The following is a 23,812-nucleotide window of genomic DNA, read 5'->3' as shown; positions in this document are numbered from 1 at the left end:
TCGGGTGGGATAGGCTCATCTGCTTTCAGGTTCAGGGTCGGATTCAGGCGCTGCCTGGCGCCACTCGGCTTCCATCCGCCGACTGAAATCGGAACGGGGGATGCCCCACTTCTCCTCCAGTCGACCCAGCAGGCCGCTCCGGTGCCAGTGGACGATGGCCTCGGAGATCGCGGCTTCCAGACGACCGCCGCGCGCGTCGCGATGCAGGGCCACGGCCCAGCCGGTCGGATAGAGCGCGGGCAGGATCATCTCATAACGCGCGGCCAGCTCGCGATCCTGCAACATGACCGCGAACACGGCGGTATCGCCGAGAAAACCGTCGCAGCGTCCGTCGCGCAGCGCCGCCAGCGCGATGTCGGCGCTGTACAGGGCCACGATATCCGCGCCGTACTCGACCGCGATCGGGCGGTTATAGAAGGAGCCGCGCCGCGAGCAGATCCGCCGGTTGCGCAGTTCCGACCAGTGTTTGAAGCCTTCGGAGCGGCGCGCCAGCAGACCGGCGCCCGATTCGTAGTAAAAAGGCGACACCAGGGTCAACTGGGCGCGGCGCTCCGGCGTCGCGTTCAGGGTGGCGATCACGACGTCCACCTGCCGCGTTTCCAGCGCCGAGACCCGTTCGGCCGACAGAACCGGAATCAGCTTGAGATCCACGCCCAGTCGCTCGGCCAGATCCCGTGCGAGATCCGGCTCCAGGCCGACGATCTCGCCGCTGGTCTTATCCAACTCGCCCCAGCACGGCACGTCCGACTTGACCCCGACCAGGAGTGTCCCGCGGTCTTGAATCTCGGCGAGCAAATCGCCCCCGGCCTCTGCAAGGTTGAACCAGAGCGCCAGCATGACCGTTACGACCCAGCACGGAAACCGCATCCGGTTGACAAGACTCATGACGCGGCCTCCGCGGTGTCCGCCGGCACATCCAGCTCGGGATCGGCGCCCCGATAGCGCAAGGCGACACAGGTGATGTCGTCGGACTGCTCGACCCCGTTGGCGAATCGATCCACCGCCGCCAGCACCCGTTCCACCGCCGCGCGCGGATCCGGCGGCGGCTGGTCGACGAAGAGCGCGGACAAACGTTTGGTTCCAAACTCCTCGTAGGCTTCATTCATGGCCTCGGTGACGCCATCGCTGAACATCAACAACGTATCGCCGGAGCGCAACTGGACCGACGAGGCGGCATAGTCGAGCCCGTCCATCGCGCCCAGGGCCATGCCCCAGGTGAGTGCCAGTTCAGCCACCTGGCCATCGGCATGAATCAGCAAGGGCGACGGATGTCCCGCGTTGACGAAGTCCAGGCATCCAGTCTCCGGATCGAGCCGGGCATAGAAGAGGGTCACGAACATGCAGCTCTCGTTATCCTCGGCGAGACTGTCGTTGACCTTGGCGATCATCTCGCCGATCGGCAGATCGCCCGGCGTAGCCGCCGAGCGCAGCAGGGTCTTGGAGACCATGCCGAAGAGTCCGGCCGAAATCCCCTTGCCGCTCACATCGGCCACCGCCAGGCCGCGCAGGCCGTCCGCCACCTCGAAATGGTCGTAAAAATCGCCGCCGACCTCCCTGGCCGAACGCATGGTTCCCCAGAGGACGTAGCCTGGATGCTCGGGCCAGCGCCGGGGCAGAATGGACTGCTGCATCTTCGCCGCGATATCCAGTTCCTGGCGCAGCGCGACCAATTGCATCGACTCGTGAAAGGCGTGCGTGATGGTCTCGAACCAGGGCCGCCAACCGCTGGGCACGACCGGGATGGTGGCGGGCTGGAAATTGGACTCGGCGGCGATATGCGCAACCAGCTTGGCGGCTGGGCCGACGAATTCGCGCGAGGTCAGGACATAGGTGAGCGCCATCAACAGGGCCAGTCCCAGCAGGACGCCGACCATGGGCGCGCCCATGTCGGAGGCAAGTTCCAGCCAGAGGGCGGACACTGGCGCCACATAGAATAACGACCAGGGGGCGCTGATCAGCGCATGGCGGATCACGAGATATCCATTGATCGTCGTGGGTTGGCCCGAGGGCAGTTGGCGCAAGCGGTCGATCTCGCCGATCAGCGCCAGCGGCAGGGCGCTCGCCAGGTCTGGCGTGGTATCGACCTCCAGCGGTTTGGCGTACAGCTCCGGGTGGGTCAGCACCTGTTGTCGCTGATCGACCAGCAGAGTGAGGCCCAGGGGGTAGTTGAAATCCGAGTTGATGCGGTTGAGATAATCGATACTGGTATCGATCGAGAGCACCCCGACGAAACGCTGACCGCTATACACGGGCGCCGCGACGGGGGCGACGAGTCCGCGATCCAGGCCCGCGAAGGACACCGGCGCCCAGTACTTTTCGTGGTCGGGGTTATTCGCCGGCTGGCCCAGGATCCAGACGGGTCCGTCGTAAACCTCGGGGTCGAAGGGAAGCTCCGCGGAGCGCTCCCAAGGCAGTACCGCATGAAAGCGGTGGATGGACACGAACCGGGCCTGGACGGCATTCGGCAGGTTGAACACCAGCGAACTCCACTCGCTGTTGAGGCGCAGCGCCGTGCTCAGGTCGGCATAAAACTCCGGGGAGCGCGTTTGCAGACGGCCCTCGCCCACCAGGTTGCCGCCCGCATCGCGATCCGGGAGCGCATCCAGATGAAACAGGCCGAGGTCGGCGTCCTCGCGCAGCCAGGCGCCTGGGGGTTGCGCGAGCAACGTCGGACCAGACGCGGATGACTGTTCGGGTTGGGAGGAGCCCGCCGACATCCGGAAGGTTTCGAGCTGGTCGGCCGAAGAGCGCAGCACGAACTCGAAGAACTGGCCATGCCTGGCCACATGCCCTCGGATCAGATCGATTTCCTCGTGCATCTTGCGGTGCAGCAGATACCCGAAAAACACCATCAACGCGAGGATGAGCAGGGTATAGGCAACGCCGATCAGACGATTATAGTTTTTGAAGAGATTGACGGATTGGCCACTGCTCGGTGCGCTTGTCATGACGGGGTTCCGGGGCGGGAGAGGCTGGAGTCGAGCGTACAGGAGCGACAGCGCATCCAGAGCGAACGGTGTCCTGTTCTCGTCGCTTATTCCAGAAAAACGACATCGAGCCGGTTGAGACCGTCATGACGCGCATAGCGCAGCGAGGCCGTCCGCGACCGCACCATGTGCAGACCAAGACCGCCGATCGGGCGATCCTCGACGGCGGCGTCGAGTGCCGCCGGCGGCGCCTGCGCGGTCGGATCGAAGGGGTGTCCGTCGTCCTCGATCCGCAGGGTTGCCGGCGGACCGAGTCCGAAATCGACGCGCAGAGGATGCTCGTCGCTGTCGTCATAGCCGTACTTGAGGGTGTTGGTGAGCAGTTCCTCAAGCACCAGCCGCACGGTATAGGTCAGCTTCGGACTGGCTGGCACGGACTCCAGAAAGGTCTCAAGCCGGTCGAGCGCCGCGTTGAGGTCATCCGGACGGTTGACGAAGTCGAGCCGCAGGCAAGGCGCGGACATCAGGCGCTCAGGGCTTGCAGCGCCTCATCGAGGCTTGCATAACAGGCGATGATGGTCGCGAAGCCGCTGATCTCGAGCACCTCGCGGATCTGCTCGTTAGCGTTGCACAAGCCGAAGGCGCCGCCCGATTGCTTGAGCTGCTTGGTCGCCTTCAGAAGCACCCGCAGCCCGGCGCTGGAAATGTAGCCGGTCTGGGCGAAATCCACCAGAACGCGCGTCTCGCCCCGCGTGATCGCGTCGACGATCAGCTGATCGGTTTCGGGCGCGCTCTGGGTATCCAGCCGGATGCCCGGCATCACGATCAGTACACCCGCCTCTTTGCTCGACAAAATGCTCATGCGTGGTCATTCCCGGCGTCAATGATTGAAGTGCTGGCGAAGCCGTCGCGCCGCTGCTTGCCCCCTTGCGGCAGCGATAACCGCGGCTGGTCCGATGCATCGAGACCAGATCGGCCACGGGCGATCAACGGGCGCGCCCCGCCGGAATCATACCGCTTTAGACCATCCGCCGCTCCACCGACCGCGCGAACACGTTGCGCAACGAAGGCATGAGCGGAGCGTCGCAATTCCGCCCAAGCCGGGTTGACTGACCGTGCAACACCGAGGATGCTCGCGGTCTCAATCCATGAACCAGACTTGAAGCGGGGGAAAGGGTGTCAGGCATTCTCTATACCTTGATGCAGACGGTAACGCGCGCGCGCTGGCACTCCTTCATGGGGCGCTGTCGCAACCTGGAACAAACCCAGCGGCGCCTGCTCGACGAACGGCTGCGACGCAACGCCACGACCGTTTTCGGTCAGACGCATGATTTCGCGCGCATCCAGTCGCCCGCCGAGTACGCGCGGACGGTGCCCGTGTCGAGTTGGGAGACCGTCGACCCCTATGTCGACCGGATCATCGCGGGCGAAACCAATGTGCTCACTGCGGGTCCGCTGCCGCGTATGTTCAACAAGACCAGCGGCACCACCGGCAAGCCCAAGCTCATCCCGGTCACGCCCGAGAGCACGCGGGGCAATGCGCTCAATCAGAAGGTCTGGGCCTTCGCCGCCCTGGAACGCCACCCGCGCTTTCTGTCGGGCAAGGTGTTTCCGGTCGTCAACAAGGCCGTCGATGGACACACAGCCAGCACCAACATCCCCTATGGCGCGGTTTCCGGGCTGATGGTCCGCGACGCCCACCCGCTGGCGCGCTCCAAATATGCCTATCCCTACGACGCCATCGAGATCGACGACTTCAGCGCGCGCCGCTACGCCATGATGCGCTGTGCGGTACCCGAGTCGGTCTCCTTCATTCCGGGGTCCAATCCCAACGCGTTGCTCAAGCTCTTCGAGAGCGCCGACGCCTGCAAGGCCGACCTGTTCCGCGACATCCATGACGGAACGCTGTCCGAAAACTACGATATCCCAGCCGCCATCCGCGCCGTCCTGTCCCGTCGTTTCAAGCCCAATCCGAACCGGGCGCGCGAATTGGAACGCCGGGCCGGGCAGGCGGGGCGTCTGCAACCGCGCGACTACTGGCCCGAACTCAAGCTGATCGGCTGCTGGAAGGGCGGAACCGTGGGGCAGTTCGCGCCCCATCTCCACGAATGGTGCTCGCCTGAGCTGACGCTGCGCGATACCGGTTACATGGCGAGCGAAGCGCACATCACCATCCCGATCAGCGACGAAGGCAACAGCGGTCTGCTGACCATCCACACCAACTTCTTCGAGTTCATCCCCGAAGAGGAATCCGGCCGCCCCGACGCGCGCGTACTCATGGCGCATGAACTGGAAATCGGCGTGCCCTATCAGATCCTGCTGACCACGGCGGGCGGGCTCTATCGCTATTCAATCAACGATGTGGTCGAGGTGACCGGCTTTTATGCGGGCGCGCCGCTGGTCAGCTTCCTGCGCAAGGGACGCGACGTGATGAATCTGCAGGGCGAGAAGGTCAGCGCCAACCAGATCCTGACGGCGGTGCAGGCCGCCTGCGGCGAGATCGGGGTGACGCCCATGCATTTCATGGTCGTGGGCGAGGCGGCGACCTCGCGCTATCACCTCTATATCGAGCCGGCCGGAGAGGCGCCGGACGAGGCCGTCATGCGCCATCTGCTCGCCAGCTTCAACGAGCGGCTGTGCCACATCAACCATGTCTTCAAGCGCTATCTCGACCTCGACATGCTCAAGCCCACGGCGCTCTCGCTCATGCATCCGGGCTGGCTCAACGAGATCGTGGACCATCAGGTCGCGTCCGGAATGCGCGACACCCAGTTCAAGCCCTCCGTCCTGGGACCAGAGTTGCCGCCGGGCGGGCGGGTCGTTTACTGCCTCGACATCCAATCGTAGAGCGTCATCATGAGTTCATCCGAAGATCGACCCGCGCGCCCGAAAATCGCCGTCGTGCTCTCCAGCGGCGGGATCAAGCCCCTGGCCGCCATTCCGCTCTTTGAATTCCTGGATGAGGCGGACATCCCAGTCGACCTGCTGGTCGGATGCAGCGGCGGCAGCATCATGAGCGCCTTGCGAGGCTCCGGCTACGACTCCGACAAGATTCTCGAACTGATCGGTAAGGTGGCACACCGCAGTCTGTTTTCGTCCGTCGATTTCAGGGCCTTGCTGGGCATGGCCAAATTGCCCTTCGGCCGATTCAATACCCGCACCGGGCTGATTCGTCCGCGCAAGCTCAAGCTCGCGCTGCACGAGATGTTCGGCGATCGCCGGGTCGAGGATCTTTACCCGAAGACAGTGATTCAAGCCACGGACATTCAAACCGGCGAGGGCGTGATCATCGAAGCGGGCCTGCTGCGCGACGCGGTCTATGCGTCAAGCGCCGTCTTTCCGCTGCTGCCGCCGATCGAGGTGAACGGCCGCTGGCTGGGCGATGGCTACTACACCTCGTCGTTGCCCGTCCTGGAGGCCGTGAAACGCGATATCGATGTCATCATCGCCGTGATCTTTCATGATCCGCTCGATCATCGGGCCGACAGCTACACCGCCTGTCTGTCCAATTACTATACGATTCAGGGCGACGCCATCACGCGCTTCCAACTGGCGCTCTCCATCAACCTGCACCACCATGAAATCATCATCATCAAGGTGCCCTTCGCCACTCCCATCAACATGTGGGACGTTCACCATATCCCGCGCATCATCGAAACGGGTCGAGCGGTCGTGGAACAGCAAAAGAGCGAGATCCTCCTGGCCATTCAGTCGTTCTCTCCGCCGTCATCGGTGACCGGGGTCTGAGTTCCAGTACGCCATGCGCACGGCGGGCGGTTCGACCGAACGGCGCCGTGACGCTGCAAGCCAGCACATCGCCCATGACGCCGATCGAGCAGCGATCTCATTCAACAGGAAAGCCAAGAATGTCAAACATCCATTCGTTATCCCCCAAGGAATCCTGGGATCGTCTGCTGGCGGCCAGTCATCTGAGCGGCGAGAACATCGCCGGACTGGAGCAGTGGCAACGCGACGCGGGACTGCTGTTCGGGGATCAACCCTGCGCTCGCACGCTGCGGCCCCTGTTGTTGGAGCCGGAGCAGTTGGAACGCGACCGGGCGATGGCGCGGACCGTGGTCACAGCACTGGTTCATGCCAGCCAGCACCTGGAACGGGATCCGGTCCTGGCCCGGCGCTATCTCGGTGACTGGGTGGATCAGTTCGGCGACCTGCTCACGCTCGATCCAGGCTATCCACAGCGGGCCGTGCTCGCCCGGCTGGATGTGCTGCCGACCTCGGACGGCCCGAAGGTCATCGAATTCAATCCCACTCCCGGCGGCATCCTGCAGGGCGATCAATTGACCGACCTGTTCCAGCAAGTCGCCGAACGGATCGGTTTCGACCAGGAGTGGCAAATCCGTCCGCTGCTGGTGTTTCCGGGGGTCCGCGAGAGCCTGATCAACACCTATCGAGCCTGGGGTGGCCAGGGCGATCCCTTGCTGATTTTCGCCGTGCCGCGTGAATTGAAGGATTTCATCGACCCGATCCAGGCCACCATCGACGCCTTGGCGGCCAGCGGGTTGAGCGCGCGAATCGCCGATCCCGGCGAGCTGGAATTCGCCGATGGCGCGCTGCGTCATCGGGGCGAGTCGGTCGGGGTGCTGGTGCGGGTTTTCCTGCCGAGGATGATCAAGCTGATCCCCGGACTAGACGAACGCCTGCAAGGCATCTACGCGGCGGTGCGCGCCGGAGCGGTCTGCATGGTCACCGCCTTCCGCAATACCCTGCTCGGCCACAAGGCGCTCTTCGCCCTGTGATCAGCGATCCCGAGATCGATCTGGGATTGCCCGCCGAGGTCGGTGAGCTGGTCCGCGCGCATGTCCCCTGGACGCGCCTGCTCATCGAGGGCTCGACCCTCGATCCCGCTGGCCAACGCATCGACCTCTTGCCCTGGGCCATTGCCGAGCGCCAACAACTGGTTTGCAAGCCAGTGTCCGGTTATGGCGGCTCGGACGTTGTGCTGGGCTGGACCCTGGAGCAGGAGCAATGGCGCGAACATCTCGAACAGGCCGCGCGGCGCGGCGGTTCGCTATTACAACAACGGGTGACGCTCGTTCCGCAAACCCATCCCACCCTGGCGGAGGGTCTACCCGGCGCCGAGCTGTACGCCGATCAGAATATTTTCATCGCCGATGGCGAGCTGGTCGGTTACCTGACGCGCCTGGCCACGACACCCATCACCAATGTCTCCCAGGGCGCGAGCATCGTGCCAAGTTTTGTGGTGACGCCCCGAGCCTCGTAGAGCCGCGCCTGAATTTCAGTCTGGATCTCGTGACACCGCAGAGCGGTGTCACGAGCGAACGGCGATTGGAACGCTGGCGCCGTTGTTCGAGAAGCCCAGATCTCTGGGCCGGCCGGTGCGTTACGGCTCGCGCGACGGAACCAAGGCGCCGTTGGAGCCGGCCAGGTCACGGATAACCCGGGTGCTCGTCGGCCAGAACAGGGCCGTCACGGCCAGAACCGCGATCCCACCCGCCAGCGCGGCGCCGTGCAGTCCAAGCATCTGACTCAACCAGCCGCCGAGCAGATTGCCCACCGGGATGGTGCCGAACACGGCCAGCAGATAAAAGGCCATGACTCCAGCGCGATGATCGTCCTCGATACTGAGCTGTAACAGCGTGTTGGCGGCGACGCCCTGCGCGATATAGGCCAGACCGAGCAGGATGGTCGCCAGCATGGCCAGCCAGAAACCATGCGCGATGGACAGCAGGGCCAGCGACAACCCGAGCAGCACCGCCGCAAGCCGGAACATCGGCCAGAGACGGGCGGGCTCCCGCTGCGCGCCGATCAACGCCGCGCCGATCAACGCGCCGGCGCCAATGCCGCCCATCAGCCACCCCAAACCCTGCGGGCCGCCGCCGATCACCTCGCCCGCCCACACCGGAAGCATCACGTAGACCGACATGGCCGCGACCGCCACCAGGGTATAGGACAGGAGCAGATAGCGCAGCGGCGGGGCGGCCAGAATGAACCGCAGGTTTTCCAGGGCGCCCTGAACCCGGCGCGTCTTGGCGCCCTGGAGCGGCGGAGCCAGACACATGAGCAGCAGGGCCGCGATCATGAACAGATAGCTCAGGGCGTTGAGCAGAAAGCAGGGCGCGGGTCCGGTCTGCGCCATGACCCAGCCCGCCAGCGGCGGTCCGATGGCGCGAGCGGTATTGAAGAGCATGGAGTTCAGCGAGATGGCCGCGGGCAGATTGTCGCGGTTGCGCACCAGACGCGGCACGATCGCCTGACGGCTCGGGCTGTCGAAGGCGGTCAGCACGCTCATGAGACAACCCATGAGGACGATCAGCGGCAGGGTCAGCAGCTCGAAATGGGCCAGCACGGCCAGCGCCAGGGCCAGGATGGCAAACAGGGTCTGCAGGACGATCAGCAGCCAGCGCCGCTCGAAGCGGTCGACCAGCGACCCCGCGAAGGGCAGCAGAAGCAGCACCGGCAGATTGATGAGCGCGGTGAGATAGCCGAGCATCAGGGCCGAGTCGGTCAACTGATAGAGCAGCCAGTTGAAGGCGGTGCTCTGGATCCAGTAACCGATCAGGGACAGACCCTGGCCGGCGAAGAAGAGCCGGTAGTCGCGCTCGCGGAAAGTGTGCAGCAGTGTCAGCATGGCGGCGTGATCAGTCGCGCGCCACCGGCTCGGCCGGCAAGACAAGACGCTCGGTCAACCCCGACTCGGCGAGTTGGTAGCCGACGATCTTCGGCTTGGCCTGATAGCCGCCGCCCTGCGAGAGCGCCTCCAGCCAGCCTGGGCACATCAGGCGCAGACGCGGCGGTGCAAAGGTGCCATTCCCGCGACGCAGCTCATAGCCATAGCTCAGAGTCCGCAGTTCGCGGTCGAAGGTGTCGATCAGCGTTCGCCAGTCGGACTCCCCGGCCGCCGCCGGCTCCACGCAGAGTTCATAGCTCAAGGTCGAGGCGTCCGCGATCCATTGAAAATGGCGCACGGCGAGACCGCTGGCGCGCTGAGCCGCCTCCATCGCCATGGCCACCTGACGGGCGTCCAGTTTCTCGCCCAGCAGGTTGAGCACGTCACCCACCTTGCGCAGGAAGGTGACCAGCGGCGCCCGGCCCAGAAAGCCCTGCACCTCGACCAGATCGCCCAAACAGTAGCGATAGAGACCGGCGGCGGTGGTCAGGATCAATTGATAGCGCTGTCCGACCTCCAGCTCATGGGCCAGGAGGGTCGGGGCATCCGGGGTCTGGGTCGCCTCTTCGGGCAGGAACTCGAAGAAAATGCCATGGATGGCGAGCACTCCCGCCGAGGTCTCGTCGCTCATGGGGATCGTCAGCAGTCCCTCGCTGGCGCCATAGCCGTACTCGCGAAAGACGGTTCCCGGCGGACAACGCTCGGCCAGGTCGTTCAGGAAGCGGCCCATCAGACCCGTTTTCCAGCAAACGATCAGGCGCAGATTCGGCCAGGCCGCGCGCGCCGACAGCACATCCAATGCCCGCAGGGCGGCGGCGCGCTCGGAGTTGGGACGCAGCTCGGCCTCCAGACGCTGGCGCAGCACGTCGGACAGCGGTTCCGGGGTCGAGAGCGTACCGGACTCGATGTCGGCGATGAGCGCGGCGGCATGCGTCGGCAGCAGATCGAAGAGCTGGGTGAAATTAAGCGGATTGTTGCCGATCGCCAAGGTCAGATCGCGCTCCAGGGCGAAGCGGAGCATGGCATAGACACGGCTGGCGGGATCCTTGATCTCCAGCACCGCTGGCGGATAGGCGAAACGCTGCCGAAGCTCGGCGGGCGCGCGGGTCATCGACATCCCCGAGGCCGAGCCATAGGGGATGCCGCTAGCGGTCTGGCCGGCAACCGCCGCGTTCGCCAGGGCGAGGATGTCGCCGCGCAGAACCTCCGGGTGGTCGCGCAGGACACCCAGCAGACGCAGGGCCATGGTGACGCCATTGACCTCTTGGGTGGCGTCATTGGCCGGGATCAGCTTGGGCGTGCCCGTAGTACCGCTCGTCATGATGAAGCGCGCGACCGGCTGACCGCTGGTCAACGCCTCCGTTTCGCCCGCGACCAGGGCCGTCACATAGGGTTCGACATCGTTCCAGTCGCGTAGCGGAATCCGACGGCGAAAGTCGTCGACCGACGCGATGCGCTCGAAGCCATGCTCGCGGCCAAAGCGACTGTCGGCGTTGCTGCGAATCAGATCGAGCAGAAATTCCTGCTGAACCGCGTCGGCGCGCTCGCACAGCGCGGCGAACGATTGCCAGAGGGCGGGGCCCGTGAGCGCGCCAAGTTCGGTCGTCAATGTCATGATGGTGCATCCGGCGGAAGTGAAACCCTGAGGCGACAGCCTGACGAGTCTCTCCAGCGACTGGAGAGAACTCGACGCTCCGCTCGTCTCGAACGGACGTTCAGACACCCCTCATCGGGAGCGGCATCAATGCTTTCCGTAAGCCTTTTTATGGTGGGCCGTCAAGGATTTGAACCTTGGACCAAGGGATTATGAGTCCCCTGCTCTAACCGCTGAGCTAACGGCCCGAATACGGTGGGCTTAGCGTGCCGTCCTTGGCCGCCTGTGGATCACTCGTTGTCGAGGAAGCTGCGCAGTTTATCGGATCGCGTCGGATGACGCAGCTTGCGCAGTGCCTTGGCTTCGATCTGGCGGATGCGTTCGCGGGTGACGTCGAACTGCTTGCCGACCTCTTCGAGCGTGTGATCGGTGTTCATGTCGATGCCGAAACGCATACGCAACACCTTGGCCTCGCGGGATGTCAGGCTGGCAAGCATGTTCTGGGTGGCCTCGCGCAGTCCTTCCGCCGTGGCCGAATCGACCGGGGAGATGACGCCGGAATCCTCGATGAAGTCGCCGAGGTGCGAGTCTTCGTCGTCGCCGATCGGGGTCTCCATCGAGATGGGTTCCTTGGCAATCTTGAGCACCTTGCGAACCTTGTCCTCGGGCATTTCCATGCGGATCGCCAACTCTTCCGGAGTGGCCTCGCGGCCCATCTCCTGGATCATCTGACGCGAGATGCGGTTGAGCTTGTTGATCGTTTCGATCATGTGCACCGGGATGCGGATGGTGCGCGCCTGGTCGGCGATCGAGCGGGTGATGGCCTGACGAATCCACCAAGTGGCATAGGTGGAAAACTTGTAGCCACGGCGATACTCGAATTTGTCGACCGCTTTCATCAGGCCGATGTTGCCTTCCTGGATGAGATCCAGGAATTGCAGCCCGCGATTAGTGTATTTCTTGGCGATCGAAATCACGAGGCGCAGGTTGGCCTCGACCATTTCTTTCTTGGCGCGGCGGGCCTTGGCCTCGCCGATGGACATCTTGCGGTTGACTTCCTTGATCTCGCCGATGGTCAGGATGTTTTCGCGTTCGAGTTCCTGCAACTTGCGCTGGGCGCGACGGATATCCTGGGCAAGCTCGGCCAGACGCGGGGCATAGGGTTGGCCGCTCGCGAGTTGCTGTTCGAGCCAGTCCGGATTGGCCTCGTTTTTCGGGAAACTGTCGATGAACAGCTTGCGCGGCATGCCGGCCTGCTCGATGCAGAGCGCCATGAGGAGGCGTTCCTGCGCGCGAATCCGCGCGATGGTGGTCCGCAGGATCTCGGTGAGTTCCTGAAAGACCGGCGCGACCAGCTTGAATTGCAGAAAGACCTCTGAGACCTCGGCCATGGCGGCACGGGAACGCTCGTCGTCGCGGCCGTACTGTTCCAGCGCGGCGCGCAGCACGTCGAAGCGCTCGCGCAGGAGCGCCGCACGCTGGGCCGCGTCTTCCGGATCCGGACCGGTATACACGACTGCCGTGGAGGCGTCGTCGTCGTCGACATCCGCTTCGAGATCGGTGTCGGGCTTGTCGGCCTGAATCTCCGGCTCGACATGGGCATGGACGACGTGCAAGGCCACCTCTTCCTCGCCGTCGTTGAAACCGGAAATGGCGTCGGTCAGGCGCGTCTCCTCGCGTTCGACGCGGTCGAAAATCTCGATGAGCTTTTCGACGGTACGCGGGTAGACGGACAGCGCGGCCAGAACTTGATTGAGGCCGTCCTCGATACGTTTGGCGATGATCAACTCGCCTTCGCGCGTCAGCAGTTCGACCGTCCCCATCTCGCGCATGTACATGCGCACCGGATCGGTGGTGCGGCCGAATTCGCTGTCGACCGTCGCGAGCGCGGCGGCGGCGGCCTCGGCGGCCTCGTCGTCGGAGACGGCGGAATCGCTCAGGGTGTGATCGACGACATCGGGGGCGACCTCTTGGACCATGATCCCCATGTCGTTGATCATGCGCACGATGTCTTCGATCTGATCAGTCTCGACGATACCGGGAGGCAGATGATCGTTGACCTCTGAATAGGTCAGATAACCTTGTTCCTTGCCCTTGGCGATCAGTTGCTTCAGTTGAGACTGTTGCTGTTCTTGATCCATGGGATACCTTGACTGGGGTGCAACGGAAGGCGGATTAAAAGCGAACTTGTAAGCATAGCATGGAATTCCTAAATTGCATGCGGAAATACGATTTTAAGTCTTCCCAGTCAGCAAACGTCTGGAATGCTTCGATTTTTAGACAAACACGCATGGATTGACGGAATCGATCAGGTTTCGTCGCGGCGCACACGAGCCAATTTGGCGTCATGCTCCGCCCGTGCGCGCACCTCTTCGGACCAGTCGGCGGTGCTGCGCTGATTGAACGGACGATGCCGCTCCGCCCGACGCACCTCCTCGGTCAGTCGGCTTAAGGCTCCGACGAACTCGGCGGCAACGTCCCCCTGCGCGACATCCCGCAGAAAAGGATCGACGCTGAGTCGCTGCAAATAGCCGAAATGCGGATGTTCGCGCCAACGCTCAAGCAGGATCGCCTTATTCATATCGGGGTTGGCCGCAAGCGTTTCAAGCAGTTGCGCCAGGATGTCGGTGCCGGGGGACTGGGTGCGGCGCCAGTCGTCGTCCGCTCGCGCGGCCTCGGCAGCCAGCTCGGGGTAATCGAGCAGAAGCGCGATGGCCTGGGCAACGAGACTGAGACGCCCTGGCTGGCCCGGCTGATGGCTCCGGCGTCGGGCGCGCGTCGGGCGCGCGGCCGAGGGGTCGGCCAACCCCGCGAGTTCGGCCAGTCGTTTGTTCAGCAGGTCGCGGTAGATCCCCTTCGGCAGCCGTTCGACCAATGGCCGGGCAAGCTGGGCAAGCCGGGCGCGACCGTCGAGGCTGGTCATCTCGGCCTGTTCGGACAGATGATCGATGAGAAACTCCGACAGCGGGAAGGCCTTTTCGAGGCGCGCCGCGAAGCCGTCCGCGCCCTCGCGGCGGACCAGCGTATCCGGATCGTCTCCCTCGGGCAGAAAGAGAAAGCGGATCGACTGATGGCCGGTGACCAGGGGCAGCGCGGTTTCCAGGGCTTTCCAGGCCGCCGCGCGCCCGGCGCGGTCGCCGTCGAAACAGAAAATCAGCTCCGGAACCGTGCGCAGAAGCAGTTGCAGGTGTTCGGGCGTGGTGGCGGTGCCAAGGGTGGCGACCGCGTTGCCGATGCCGAACTGAGCGAGTGCGATCACGTCCAGATAGCCCTCGACCACCAGCAGCGAGGTCAGCTTGCGATTCGCTTGCTGGGCCTCGAACAGACCATAGAGTTCGCGGCCTTTGTGAAAAACCGGCGTTTCCGGCGAGTTCAAATATTTCGGCTTGCCCTCGCCGAGGAGCCGTCCCCCGAAGCCGATGACCCGCCCGCGGCGGTCGCGGATCGGGAACATGATGCGGTCGCGAAAGCGGTCGTAGCGCCGCCCGTCCTGTTCGGCGATCAGGCCGCAGGTCATGAGGCGCTCGCGCTCGATGGCGCCCGCACCGAGCCGGGACAGGAGGAAGTCGTAGCCGGGCGGGGCGAAACCAAGATCGTAGCGGGCGGCGATCTCGCCAGTCAGCCCGCGGCCTTTCAGATAGTCCACCGCCCTGGACGCCTCCGCATGCTCTCGCAGTTGCTGGCGATAGAGGATGGCGGCCTGTTCGAGCAAATTGAACAGAGGCGTTTGATCGGGCGCGGCTGGCACGGCGTCGCCGCTCGACGGAACCTCAAGCCCGGCCCGCTGGGCCAGTTCCTCGATCGCCTCCCGGAATGGCAGGTGATCGTATTCCATGAGAAAGCCGATCGCGGAACCGTGGGCGCCGCAGCCGAAACAATGATAGAACTGCTTATCCGCGCTGACGGTGAAGGACGGGGTCTTTTCGTCGTGGAAGGGGCAGCGGGACTGATAGTCCTTGCCGGCCTTGCGAAGCTGGATGCGGGAACCGATCAGATCGACGATGTCGGTCCGCGCCAGCAGGTCATCGATGAATTCGGGGGGAATTCTACCGGCCATGCCTGAGTCGCAAGCAATGGGATGGAACGGCGCGGATCAGCCCGCGAGTCGTTGCTTGACCATCGCACTGACGGCGCCCATGTCGGCGCGGCCCTGAACCTGCGGGCGGACGATGGCCATGACCTTGCCCATGTCGCTCATGGCGACGGCGCCGGAGCTGACGATCGCCGCGTCGAGCAGCGTGGTCAGTTCCTCGTCGGTCAGGGCGGTCGGCAGATAACCCTGGATCACCTCGACCTCGAAGCGCTCGACATCCGCCAGATCCTCGCGCCCGGCAGCGCTGTACTGAGTGATGGAGTCGCGGCGTTGCTTCAGCATCTTGTCGAGAACCACCAGAACCTGCGGATCGTCGAGTTCGATGCGTTCATCAATCTCGCGCTGTTTGATGGCGGCCAGGATCAGACGGATCACGCCAAGCCTGACCTTGTCGCCCGCCTTCATGGCGGTCTTCATATCGTCCTGGATTTGCTGCTTGAGCATGGCTAGACGAGGCTCCCTGAACACGGAGGTGTAACGGGTCGAAAAACGGGTTCGGAAAAACGGATCAGGAAACCAATCGCGTGGAACGGCGATTGGATCCAAAAGCGGGAGACCGATCTACTCCATTGGCCGCATCCGGGATAAGCCTGGATGCCAGCCTTCGCCCGATCAGTATGGGCGTTCCCAGCGACGGGATTCGCGTTGCAATTTTTTCTGATGACGCTTGACGGCCGCCGCTTTTTTGCGTTTCCGCTCGGAGGTGGGCTTTTCGTAAAACTCACGACGGCGGACTTCGGCGAGCACCCCTGCCTTTTCGCAGGAACGCTTGAATCGCCGCATAGCGACTTCGAATGGCTCGTTTTCTTTGACGCGAACGCTGGGCATAGAGTGTCCTTGGGTGTCTCCAGATGGGAGGGGCCGGTGAAAAAGATCGCTAATTTTACCGGAATATCCACCTTGATTGCAAAATAAAACCGCGCCCGGTGCGATCGGCGTTGTCACAAGTGTTCGGACAGATTGGCGCGAACCTGCAAACGTCGGCATCGACGCGGTTTAATATGCCCCAAATTCGCTTTAATCTCTGGACGTAAAAACATGCGTGTATTAGGTATCGAGACATCCTGCGACGAAACCGGGGTCGCGGTCTATGACGGCGAACTCGGACTGCTCGCTCACGCCGTTTACAGCCAGGTGGAAATTCACGCGGAATACGGCGGCGTGGTACCCGAATTGGCCTCCCGCGATCATGTCCGCAAGACGCTGCCGCTGATCCGCCAGGTGCTCGACGAGGCCGGGCTGGCTCCAAACGGGATCGACGGCGTGGCCTTCACCGCCGGACCTGGGTTGATCGGCGCGCTCCTGGTCGGGGCTGCGCTGGGTCGCAGTCTGGCCTGGGCCTGGGGGGTGCCGGCCGTCGGCGTGCATCACATGGAGGGACATCTTCTGGCGCCGCTGATCGAGGATCCGGCGCCGGACTTCCCCTTCGTCGCCCTGCTGGTCTCCGGCGGTCATACTCAACTGGTGGATGTCGCGGGCATCGGACGCTACCGGATTCTCGGCGACTCGCTCGATGACGCCGCTGGCGAGGCGTTCGATAAAACGGCCAAGATTCTCGGCCTGCCCTACCCCGGCGGACCGGAGTTGGCCCGGCTCGCCGAACGGGGCGATCCGCTGCGTTTTCGCTTTCCGCGCCCCATGACCGATCGGCCCGGATTGGAATTCAGCTTCAGCGGACTCAAGACCTTCGCACTCAATACGCTCCATCGCGAATTACCGATCGCCGCCGATCCCATGCAAACGCGCGCCGATATCGCGCGCGCCTTCGAGGAGGCTGTGGTGGACACGATGGTCATCAAGTGTCGGCGCGCCCTGCGCGAGACCGGCCATCGTCGGCTGATTCTGGCCGGCGGCGTCAGCGCCAACCGGCGCCTGCGCGAGCGCATGGACACCGCCATCGTGGCCGAGGGCGGCGAGACCTTCTATCCCCGGCCCACCTTCTGCACCGACAATGGCGCCATGATCGCATTCGCCGGCTGGCAGCGGCTGCGCGCCGGTCAGTCCGAGCCGCTCGCCTTCAGGCCAAGGGCGCGCTGGCCGCTGGAAGAATTGCCGCCAGTTTAAAACGCCTCTCACTGATCGCCCCGGCAACCACGAAGCGCGGGGCGCGCACCACCTTCCCGTCACGCTAAACGCGATTTAACGGCAGCGTGAAATGAAACTCGGCGCCTTCGCTCGGATTCGGCTCGGCCCACAGGCGTCCGCCGAGCGCCTCGGCAATCGCCCGACTGATGGCGAGCCCCAGCCCCAAGCTGGCATCGCGCGTCGACTCGAAGATGTTGAACAGCCTTTCATGCTGGTTCGCGGGCAAGCCAGGCCCCGAATCGGTCACGATCAACTCGATCTCGGCCGGCCTCGGCACAACCTCGACAACGACCTCCCGGCGCGTCGATCCAGCCCCATCGATGGCCTGCACGGCGTTGCAGATCAGATTGACTAGCACCTGCTCCACCTGCACCGGGTCGGTCAGGATCTCCGGCAGTTCCGCTGGCGCGACCAGCCGCAACTGGACGCCATGATCCGAGGCGAACCACTGCACCAGATCGAGAGCGTGCCTGAAAACCTGCTCCGCCGACACCACGATCTTTTGCATCTGGCGCCCGCGCAAGAAGGAGCGCAGGCGTTCCATGATGTCGCCGGTCCGCCGGACCTGCTCGTCAATCCGCGCGATCACCTGGATCAGACGCCGCGGATCGGCATTCGGGCCTTCCACCAGTTGCGACGCCGCGTTACAGAAAAATCCAGCGGCGCTCAGTGGCTGAAGCAGTTCGTGGATCAGCGAGAACGCGAGGATACCCACCGCATTGAGCCGGTCGACCTGGGCGATGGCGTCGCGCGCGCGTCGCGCGGCTTCCTCCGCCTGGCGGCGCTCGGTGATGTCCATGTGCACCACAACGGCACCGTTCAGTTCGCCGCCAAGCGGAGCCACGTTCATCAGGAACCAGCGCTGTTGTTGTCGCGAATGGCAGGGATACTCGACGCTGAAACTTGGACGACGACGCTGGATTACCTCCCGGATGCCGGCGGCGGCAGGGGGAACATCCGTGCCGGCGCCCTGCTCTGCCCGCTCGCAGATGTCGAGATAATTCAAATTGATGGCATCGCGCAGCACGTCAGCTCCGCCGTTTTCATCGGCGAATTCGCGCCACGCACGATTGACGGCCAGAATGTGTCCCGCGGGATCCAGGACGGCGATCTGCGCCGGCAGCGCGTCGAGGACCGACTGACGCAGCCGATCGCTCGCCAACCGGCGTTCCTCGGCCTCGTGCTCGGCGGTGATATCGAGCAAAACCGTGAAGCACTCCGTACCGACGGCGCTCTCTCGGCGGATCGAACGCAGCCGCACCACCCGCGCCCGTGACGCATCGTGCAGACGCTCCACGAGATCGAAGGCCGCCGGAGGCACCCCCGCGTCCGCGAAGACCGCCCGAAGGTGCGCAAGAAAGGCGCTGTTGCGCCGACCGACCAGAAAGCGCTGGAAAGGGCAACCCGCAAGCCGATCGGCCGGCTGGCCCAGCAATGCCGCCGCAACGCGGTTGATCGCCCGAATCATGCCCGCCGCATCGAACACCACATAGCCCACCGGGGCGTCCTGGAAGAGACTGGCATAGTGATCGCGGGAGGTTTCCAGGGCCTCCTGACTTTTGCACAGTTCGTGCCCCTGCATCTCCAGTTCGATCTGGTGGCTTCGCAGATCGAGCATGAGCGACTGGGTCGCGTCATTGGCCAGGCGCGCCGAATTGAGCGCGGCAATCAGATTCTGAAACTGCGCCCGCAGCAGCCCTTTATCCAGCAAACCGGTCTCCGCCGGACGCTCGCCCTCCCCGCCATCGCTCGCGGCCAGGGATACTGCGGGGAGCTTCCGCATCTTGTCGCGCATCGCCGTCTCCCGATCAGGGATAACCATAACATCGATCTGTTGATTCAGCCGCCAGCCTCCAGCGTTATTTTATCGAGGTTTTCGCTGGCCAACGTCTTCCCCCGATGGATGAACCGCGGCAAGCGAGGCGCAATGGCCAAGTGTCTGATTCAACAAGCTAGCCGCTGGAGGCTATCAGCCGAAAGCTCTTTATCGGGATGCAGCAAACCCGAACCGGCGTCGCTCGCTCGGGGCACGGTTTACTCCGGCTTCGACACCAGCCGCTCTTCCTTGCCCGTGAGCAGATTCCGGATATTGCTGCGATGACGCCAGATCAGCAGACCGGTGATGATGAGCTGCATGCCGATCAGCACGCGCTCGGGCCAGAACGCCCAGACGATCGCCGGCGCGAGCGCCATGGAAATCAGTCCCGACAGCGAGGAGATCTTGAGCACCTTGGCGACGAAGAGCCAGATGGCCGCGACACAGAGACCGATCGGCCAGTAGAGTCCGAACTGCACGCCCAGAGCGGTCGCCACGCCCTTGCCGCCACGGAATCCGAAAAAGACCGGATAAAGGTGGCCGATGAAGGCCGCCAGACCGATCCCCGCCAGCACCGCCGGACCGACGCCAACCGCATGTCCGACGAGCATCGGAATCAGCCCCTTGAGGCTATCGCCGAGCAGGGTGATGGCGGCCGGTTTTTTGCCCCCGATACGCAGCACGTTGGTCGCGCCGGGGTTATTGGAACCCTGGGTGCGCGGGTCCGGCAGGCCCATCAGCCGGCAAACGATGATGGCGCTGGAGACGGAGCCCAACAGGTAGGCGGCGGCGATGAGCAGGAGGCTGATAATCATGAGTCGGAATTGGACCTGTGATGAAGGTTGAGGTCAAGATAGGATAACTACTCAAGTCGCTGACGTCGTATCCGGAGATTCCCCCACCATGGACATCGTTTTCATCCGCGGTCTGCGGATCGAGACCATCATCGGCATCCACGATTGGGAGAAGCATGCGCGCCGTCCCCTGATCCTGGATCTGGAGATGGCCAGCGACATCGCTCGCGCCGCCGCGACCGACCGGATCGCGGACGCGCTGGACTATGACGCCGTGACCCGTCGCCTTGTCCACACCGTCTCGGAGAACCGCTTCGAGTTGGTGGAGACGCTCGCCGAGCACTGCGCCGCGCTCCTGCGCGAGGAGTTCGGCATCCCCTGGCTGCGCCTGACGCTGAACAAACCGGGCGCGGTGGGCGAAGGCGTCGATGTCGGGGTCGTCATCGAGCGCGGCGAGCGCTCGGCGAACAAAGCCGTCGGCGTCCAGCCTTCAGACGCCAGCCGGTGACACGCCAGCGGCGTTGCGCTGCCACACCAGCGTGCGATTGTTGACCGGCATGGCGTGATTGTCGATGAGCGCCAGGTCATGCCGGGCGGCGAACGTCCGAAGATCGTCCAGGTCGCGCAGCCCCATCCTGGGATCGCGCGCCTTGAGCGCGGCATCGAAACGCCGGTTACTGTCGCTGGTGTAATGTCCGCCTTCGTTGAAGGGGCCGTACAGCGCGAAATAACCGCCGGGCGCGAGCACCGCGCCCACGCCACGAAACAGGACCGCGACCTCTGCCGCCGACATGATGTGCGCGGTATTGGCGCTAAAGATGGCATCGAAAGGCCCGGCCGGCCAGACGCCGTTGACATCGAGGGTCAAGGGCGGCGGAAGGTTGGGCAGCGCGGTCTCCTCCAGCCAGGCGCGGATACCCGGCAGATGCTCCGCGACATCGCTGGTCTGCCAGGTCAGATGCGGCATGGCCGCCGCGAAAAAGACCGCGTGCTGGCCGGTGCCGCTGCCGATTTCGAGCAGATGACGCGCCGACGCGAACAGCGGACGGATCACGGCCAGGATCGGCTCCCGGTTTTCGTCGCAGGAGGAGGCATAGGGTTTCCCGTGCGAGGACATCAGTTGGCCTCCCGGACGAGGTCGGTCACCTCGATCATCACCTCGTTGCGGCGCAGAAAGCCGGGGGTGAAGGGGTCGTTGTAATAGGCATAAACCGGCGGGGCGGCCGGGCAGAGTCCGCGCGCGTCGATCCATTCGCGCAAGGCATCTTCCTGGATCGAGATCGACTCATCCGTGGTTCTGCCGTTGAACCGCACCGCCGCGACGCGGCGCGCCGGCAGCTCGCGCAGACGCACTTCGGCGCCGGCCGGCGTCGGCAGATCTTTCAGACCGTAACTGGCTGGCATGATGAAACGCACGGTCCAAACGCCCTCCGCGTCCTGGGATTGGGTGACCGGCACGGTCATGGCGATGGGCTCGGCGCGCTGCTGGATCACCGGCGCCGTCATGGAGACCCGATCGCCCGCGCGCTCCTTGGCGAAGATGTAATTCGCCAGCGGCGAGAAACCGGCACTGAGCGCCTTCCGACGTTCGCCCCTGGTGGTCACCTCGGCAACCACGAGCGGCGGATAGTCCCGGACTTCAAAGGGGCCATCCTGTTGCACCACCCGATACTCGGGCGTCTCGACGTTCTGCACGACGAAAACGAATACCGCCATCGCGGTGACGGCCAACAGAAGCAGTGCGACAGCACCGATCAGCAGAATTTTCATGGGCTGACATCTCGTGGATAATCAATTGATCTTAAGGCGATTTCCGGGAAGGTTTCGACCGGAATCAACGCTTCAAATGGAGATAATGCTGTCCGGAAGCGGCGAGCGGGACTCGGCCTCTTCGCTCCGACCGGTTGGCCGAGGAGCCGAGTGCAACTCGGCGATCCCAGGGCGGCGCTCGATCAGGGGAGAGGCAGCGACCCATTCTCCGCGTGACCGATCCCGCCGATCCGCAGCAACTGGGCGACCAGTTCGCCAGTCTCGTCGGTCCGGTCGGCCTGCTCGGCCGGGATCCAGGAATAGTCGGTCTCCAGCCGGTAGGAGCCGATGAATCGATCAGGCGTGGAACCGCCCCACTCCGTCGGCGACAGCATGGAGAAGAAGGTGCGGCCATCCGCGCGGCGATAAAGGTGGTAGATCTTGCCGGGGATGCGCTTGAAGGCGCATTGCGCCTGATTCAGCGCCTGATCCTCGCGCGCGTCGTCGAGCACCTTGCGCGCCTCCTGCTGGAGCAGCCGGATCTGATCGGCGATGACCCGCAGCTTGGCGCCCGTGCGCGCGCTCAGCATGGCCTCGGCCCTGGCGACCTCGGCAACCAGATCGCCGGAATCGAAGGCCGGCGCCAGACGGCTGACCGGATAAGGCGAACTGTGCTCGGCGCCGCGATGGAGAATCGCCTTGTGGTTGTCGTTCATCGAAAATCCTCTGGTCGAAGCATTCCACTTTAGGGGGATAATGCCGCACGGGAGAGGCGTCACCTCTTTCGTGAGGTTTCGCCAGGTTTGAGCGTGTCATCCATTGTATTCAGGAAATCCCCTAACCGCCCACCACCGACCGCCGCGGAAAGCCCGAATGAACCATCGCGACACCCCACTCTCGCACGACCGCGACGCGGCGGATCACGCCGACCTCGGCGCCCGACTCCTTGCCCTGATCCGCGCGGCGATCGCCGACGCCGATGGACTGCTACCCTTCGACCGTTTCATGGATCTGGCACTCTACGCCCCAGGGCTTGGCTACTATGTCGCCGGTGCGCCCAAATTCGGGCCGGGCGGCGATTTCGTCACGGCCCCGGAGCTATCCCCACTGTTCGGCCAATGCGTCGCGGCACAGTGCGCCGAGGTTCTGGAGCGTTTAGGCGGCGGCGATCTGTTCGAGTTCGGCGCCGGCAGCGGCGCGCTCGCGGTCAAGGTGCTCCGTGAACTCGACCGGCTCGGCGCCCTGCCCCACCAGTATTGGATTCTGGAACTCAGCCCGGACCTACAGACCCGCCAGCGCGAACGCATCCAGGCCGAGGTACCGCACCTAGCCGCGCGCTGCGGCTGGCTGACGGCACTGCCCCACAACCTGCGCGGCGTGGTGCTGGCCAATGAGGTTCTGGACGCCATGCCGGTCCAACGCTTTCGGGTGCGCGAGGACGGCGGTGTCGACGAGGTCTTCGTCACCGATCGCGCGGGCCAACTGGTCGAGACGACCGCCCCCGTCCGCTCGCCCGGACTCGCCGAGGCCGTCGCCGCCATCCAATCCGAAGGCTTCGCCCAAACCGCCGGCTATGCCTCCGAGATCAATCCGCATCTAGCCCCCTGGCTGTCGGCATTGTCGGATGCCGTCCAATCGGGTCTGGTCCTGTTGATCGACTACGGCTATCCCCGGTCGGGCTATTATCAGGCGGATCGGACCATGGGCACGCTGCTGTGTCACCATCGTCATCAGACGCATGACGATCCCTATCGCCATCTGGGGCGACAGGACATCACCGCCCATGTCGACTTCACCGCCGTGGCCGAGGCCGGACTTGCCGCCGGTTTCGAGCTGGCCGGTTTCACCACCCAGGCGCATTTTCTGCTCGGCTGTGGGATCGACGGTCTGATGACCGACTCGCCCGACGCACTCGCCCGGGCGTTGGGCGCGAAACAGTTGCTCCTGCCCACCGCCATGGGCGAGCGCTTCAAGGTACTCGGCCTGAACAAGGGAATGAGCGACCTGTGGCGCGGGTTTTCGGTGCGGGATCTGCGCGACCGCTTATAGGCCAGCCGCCGATTTCCAGGTCTGACAATTGAGATCGCGCGGACCAACCCCCAGCT

General features: G+C 64.1%; 22 protein-coding genes and 1 tRNA gene. 7 read left to right on the top strand and 16 right to left on the bottom strand.

Annotated elements, in window-relative coordinates; all coding sequences use genetic code 11:
* Window positions 1-15 precede the first annotated feature (15 nt).
* The 4 genes from THIVI_RS23070 to THIVI_RS19770 all read right to left on the bottom strand — a co-directional run bounded on the left by THIVI_RS23070 (window position 16) and on the right by THIVI_RS19770 (window position 3,789).
* Window positions 16-885, bottom strand: a complete 870-nt coding sequence (locus THIVI_RS23070) for a transporter substrate-binding domain-containing protein (protein ID WP_014780300.1) — start codon at window positions 883-885, stop codon at window positions 16-18.
* A complete protein-coding gene (locus THIVI_RS23065) occupies window positions 882-2,948 on the bottom strand; it encodes a SpoIIE family protein phosphatase (RefSeq protein WP_014780299.1) in 2,067 nt (688 codons plus the stop codon). Before THIVI_RS23065 ends, THIVI_RS23070 begins: the two co-directional genes overlap by 4 nt.
* A gap of 86 nt (window positions 2,949-3,034) precedes the next feature.
* Complete coding sequence (locus THIVI_RS19775; protein WP_014780298.1) at window positions 3,035-3,451, bottom strand: ATP-binding protein; 417 nt, start codon at window positions 3,449-3,451, stop codon at window positions 3,035-3,037.
* Window positions 3,451-3,789, bottom strand: coding sequence for an STAS domain-containing protein (locus tag THIVI_RS19770; protein ID WP_014780297.1), 339 nt, complete (start codon window positions 3,787-3,789; stop codon window positions 3,451-3,453). The genes THIVI_RS19775 and THIVI_RS19770 overlap by 1 nt, the downstream gene beginning before the upstream one ends.
* 314 nt (window positions 3,790-4,103) lie before the next feature.
* Between THIVI_RS19770 and THIVI_RS19765 the strand changes: the two genes are divergently transcribed.
* The 4 genes from THIVI_RS19765 to THIVI_RS19750 all read left to right on the top strand — a co-directional run bounded on the left by THIVI_RS19765 (window position 4,104) and on the right by THIVI_RS19750 (window position 8,169).
* The gene (locus THIVI_RS19765) at window positions 4,104-5,774 is read left to right on the top strand and encodes a GH3 auxin-responsive promoter family protein (RefSeq protein ID WP_014780296.1); all 1,671 of its coding nucleotides are present in this window, start codon (window positions 4,104-4,106) and stop codon (window positions 5,772-5,774) included.
* 9 nt (window positions 5,775-5,783) lie between these two features.
* Window positions 5,784-6,674, top strand: a complete 891-nt coding sequence (locus THIVI_RS19760) for a patatin-like phospholipase family protein (protein WP_014780295.1) — start codon at window positions 5,784-5,786, stop codon at window positions 6,672-6,674.
* 119 nt (window positions 6,675-6,793) lie between these two features.
* Window positions 6,794-7,684 (top strand): hypothetical protein, encoded by an 891-nt coding sequence (locus THIVI_RS19755; RefSeq protein ID WP_041447113.1) that lies wholly within the window; start codon window positions 6,794-6,796, stop codon window positions 7,682-7,684.
* Window positions 7,681-8,169, top strand: coding sequence for a hypothetical protein (locus THIVI_RS19750; protein ID WP_041447112.1), 489 nt, complete (start codon window positions 7,681-7,683; stop codon window positions 8,167-8,169). The genes THIVI_RS19755 and THIVI_RS19750 overlap by 4 nt, the downstream gene beginning before the upstream one ends.
* A gap of 120 nt (window positions 8,170-8,289) precedes the next feature.
* Here the strand turns inward: THIVI_RS19750 and THIVI_RS19745 are convergent, their stop codons facing one another.
* The 7 genes from THIVI_RS19745 to rpsU form a co-directional block, all read right to left on the bottom strand.
* A complete protein-coding gene (locus THIVI_RS19745; protein WP_014780294.1) occupies window positions 8,290-9,537 on the bottom strand; it encodes an MFS transporter in 1,248 nt (415 codons plus the stop codon).
* 10 nt (window positions 9,538-9,547) lie between these two features.
* On the bottom strand, window positions 9,548-11,191 hold the full coding sequence (locus THIVI_RS19740; RefSeq protein WP_014780293.1) for a GH3 auxin-responsive promoter family protein: 1,644 nt from the start codon (window positions 11,189-11,191) through the stop codon (window positions 9,548-9,550).
* Between the two features lie 151 nt (window positions 11,192-11,342).
* Window positions 11,343-11,418, bottom strand: a tRNA-Ile gene (locus THIVI_RS19735).
* Between the two features lie 42 nt (window positions 11,419-11,460).
* Entirely contained in the window at window positions 11,461-13,311 is a 1,851-nt protein-coding gene (rpoD, locus tag THIVI_RS19730) for an RNA polymerase sigma factor RpoD (protein WP_014780292.1), read from the bottom strand.
* Window positions 13,312-13,478: 167 nt separating this feature from the next.
* The gene (gene dnaG, locus THIVI_RS19725) at window positions 13,479-15,227 is read right to left on the bottom strand and encodes a DNA primase (RefSeq protein WP_014780291.1); all 1,749 of its coding nucleotides are present in this window, start codon (window positions 15,225-15,227) and stop codon (window positions 13,479-13,481) included.
* Between the two features lie 36 nt (window positions 15,228-15,263).
* The gene (locus tag THIVI_RS19720) at window positions 15,264-15,707 is read right to left on the bottom strand and encodes a GatB/YqeY domain-containing protein (protein WP_014780290.1); all 444 of its coding nucleotides are present in this window, start codon (window positions 15,705-15,707) and stop codon (window positions 15,264-15,266) included.
* A gap of 168 nt (window positions 15,708-15,875) precedes the next feature.
* Window positions 15,876-16,091, bottom strand: coding sequence for a 30S ribosomal protein S21 (gene rpsU, locus THIVI_RS19715; RefSeq protein WP_007041206.1), 216 nt, complete (start codon window positions 16,089-16,091; stop codon window positions 15,876-15,878).
* Between the two features lie 210 nt (window positions 16,092-16,301).
* Here rpsU and tsaD point away from each other — a divergent pair, with 210 nt between their 5' ends.
* The gene (gene tsaD / locus THIVI_RS19710; protein WP_014780289.1) at window positions 16,302-17,327 is read left to right on the top strand and encodes a tRNA (adenosine(37)-N6)-threonylcarbamoyltransferase complex transferase subunit TsaD; all 1,026 of its coding nucleotides are present in this window, start codon (window positions 16,302-16,304) and stop codon (window positions 17,325-17,327) included.
* A 64-nt stretch (window positions 17,328-17,391) separates the two neighbouring features.
* Here the strand turns inward: tsaD and THIVI_RS19705 are convergent, their stop codons facing one another.
* Window positions 17,392-19,143 (bottom strand): PAS domain-containing sensor histidine kinase, encoded by a 1,752-nt coding sequence (locus tag THIVI_RS19705; protein ID WP_014780288.1) that lies wholly within the window; start codon window positions 19,141-19,143, stop codon window positions 17,392-17,394.
* A gap of 239 nt (window positions 19,144-19,382) precedes the next feature.
* Window positions 19,383-19,979: a glycerol-3-phosphate 1-O-acyltransferase PlsY gene (plsY, locus tag THIVI_RS19700; protein WP_014780287.1), complete on the bottom strand. Its 597-nt coding sequence runs from the start codon at window positions 19,977-19,979 to the stop codon at window positions 19,383-19,385.
* Window positions 19,980-20,067: 88 nt separating this feature from the next.
* On the opposite strand from plsY, the gene THIVI_RS19695 reads away from it, so the two are divergent.
* Complete coding sequence (locus THIVI_RS19695; RefSeq protein ID WP_014780286.1) at window positions 20,068-20,466, top strand: dihydroneopterin aldolase; 399 nt, start codon at window positions 20,068-20,070, stop codon at window positions 20,464-20,466.
* Here the strand turns inward: THIVI_RS19695 and THIVI_RS19690 are convergent.
* The 3 genes from THIVI_RS19690 to THIVI_RS19680 all read right to left on the bottom strand — a co-directional run bounded on the left by THIVI_RS19690 (window position 20,449) and on the right by THIVI_RS19680 (window position 22,423).
* Entirely contained in the window at window positions 20,449-21,075 is a 627-nt protein-coding gene (locus tag THIVI_RS19690; RefSeq protein WP_014780285.1) for a DUF938 domain-containing protein, read from the bottom strand. The genes THIVI_RS19695 and THIVI_RS19690 overlap by 18 nt on opposite strands.
* Window positions 21,075-21,728: an SOUL family heme-binding protein gene (locus THIVI_RS19685; protein ID WP_014780284.1), complete on the bottom strand. Its 654-nt coding sequence runs from the start codon at window positions 21,726-21,728 to the stop codon at window positions 21,075-21,077. The genes THIVI_RS19690 and THIVI_RS19685 overlap by 1 nt, the downstream gene beginning before the upstream one ends.
* Before the next feature lie 182 nt (window positions 21,729-21,910).
* Window positions 21,911-22,423, bottom strand: coding sequence for a DUF2452 domain-containing protein (locus THIVI_RS19680; protein ID WP_014780283.1), 513 nt, complete (start codon window positions 22,421-22,423; stop codon window positions 21,911-21,913).
* Window positions 22,424-22,580: 157 nt separating this feature from the next.
* On the opposite strand from THIVI_RS19680, the gene THIVI_RS19675 reads away from it, so the two are divergent.
* Window positions 22,581-23,756 carry a class I SAM-dependent methyltransferase gene (locus THIVI_RS19675; protein WP_014780282.1) on the top strand — a complete coding sequence of 392 codons (1,176 nt, stop codon included), beginning with the start codon at window positions 22,581-22,583 and terminating at the stop codon, window positions 23,754-23,756.
* Window positions 23,757-23,812 lie beyond the last annotated feature (56 nt).

Origin of the sequence: Thiocystis violascens DSM 198, assembly GCF_000227745.2 — a bacterium.
Classification (GTDB): Bacteria; Pseudomonadota; Gammaproteobacteria; order Chromatiales; family Chromatiaceae; genus Chromatium; species Chromatium violascens.
Note: the sequence above shows the minus strand (reverse complement) of the source record. Positions and strands in the feature narration are given on the sequence as shown.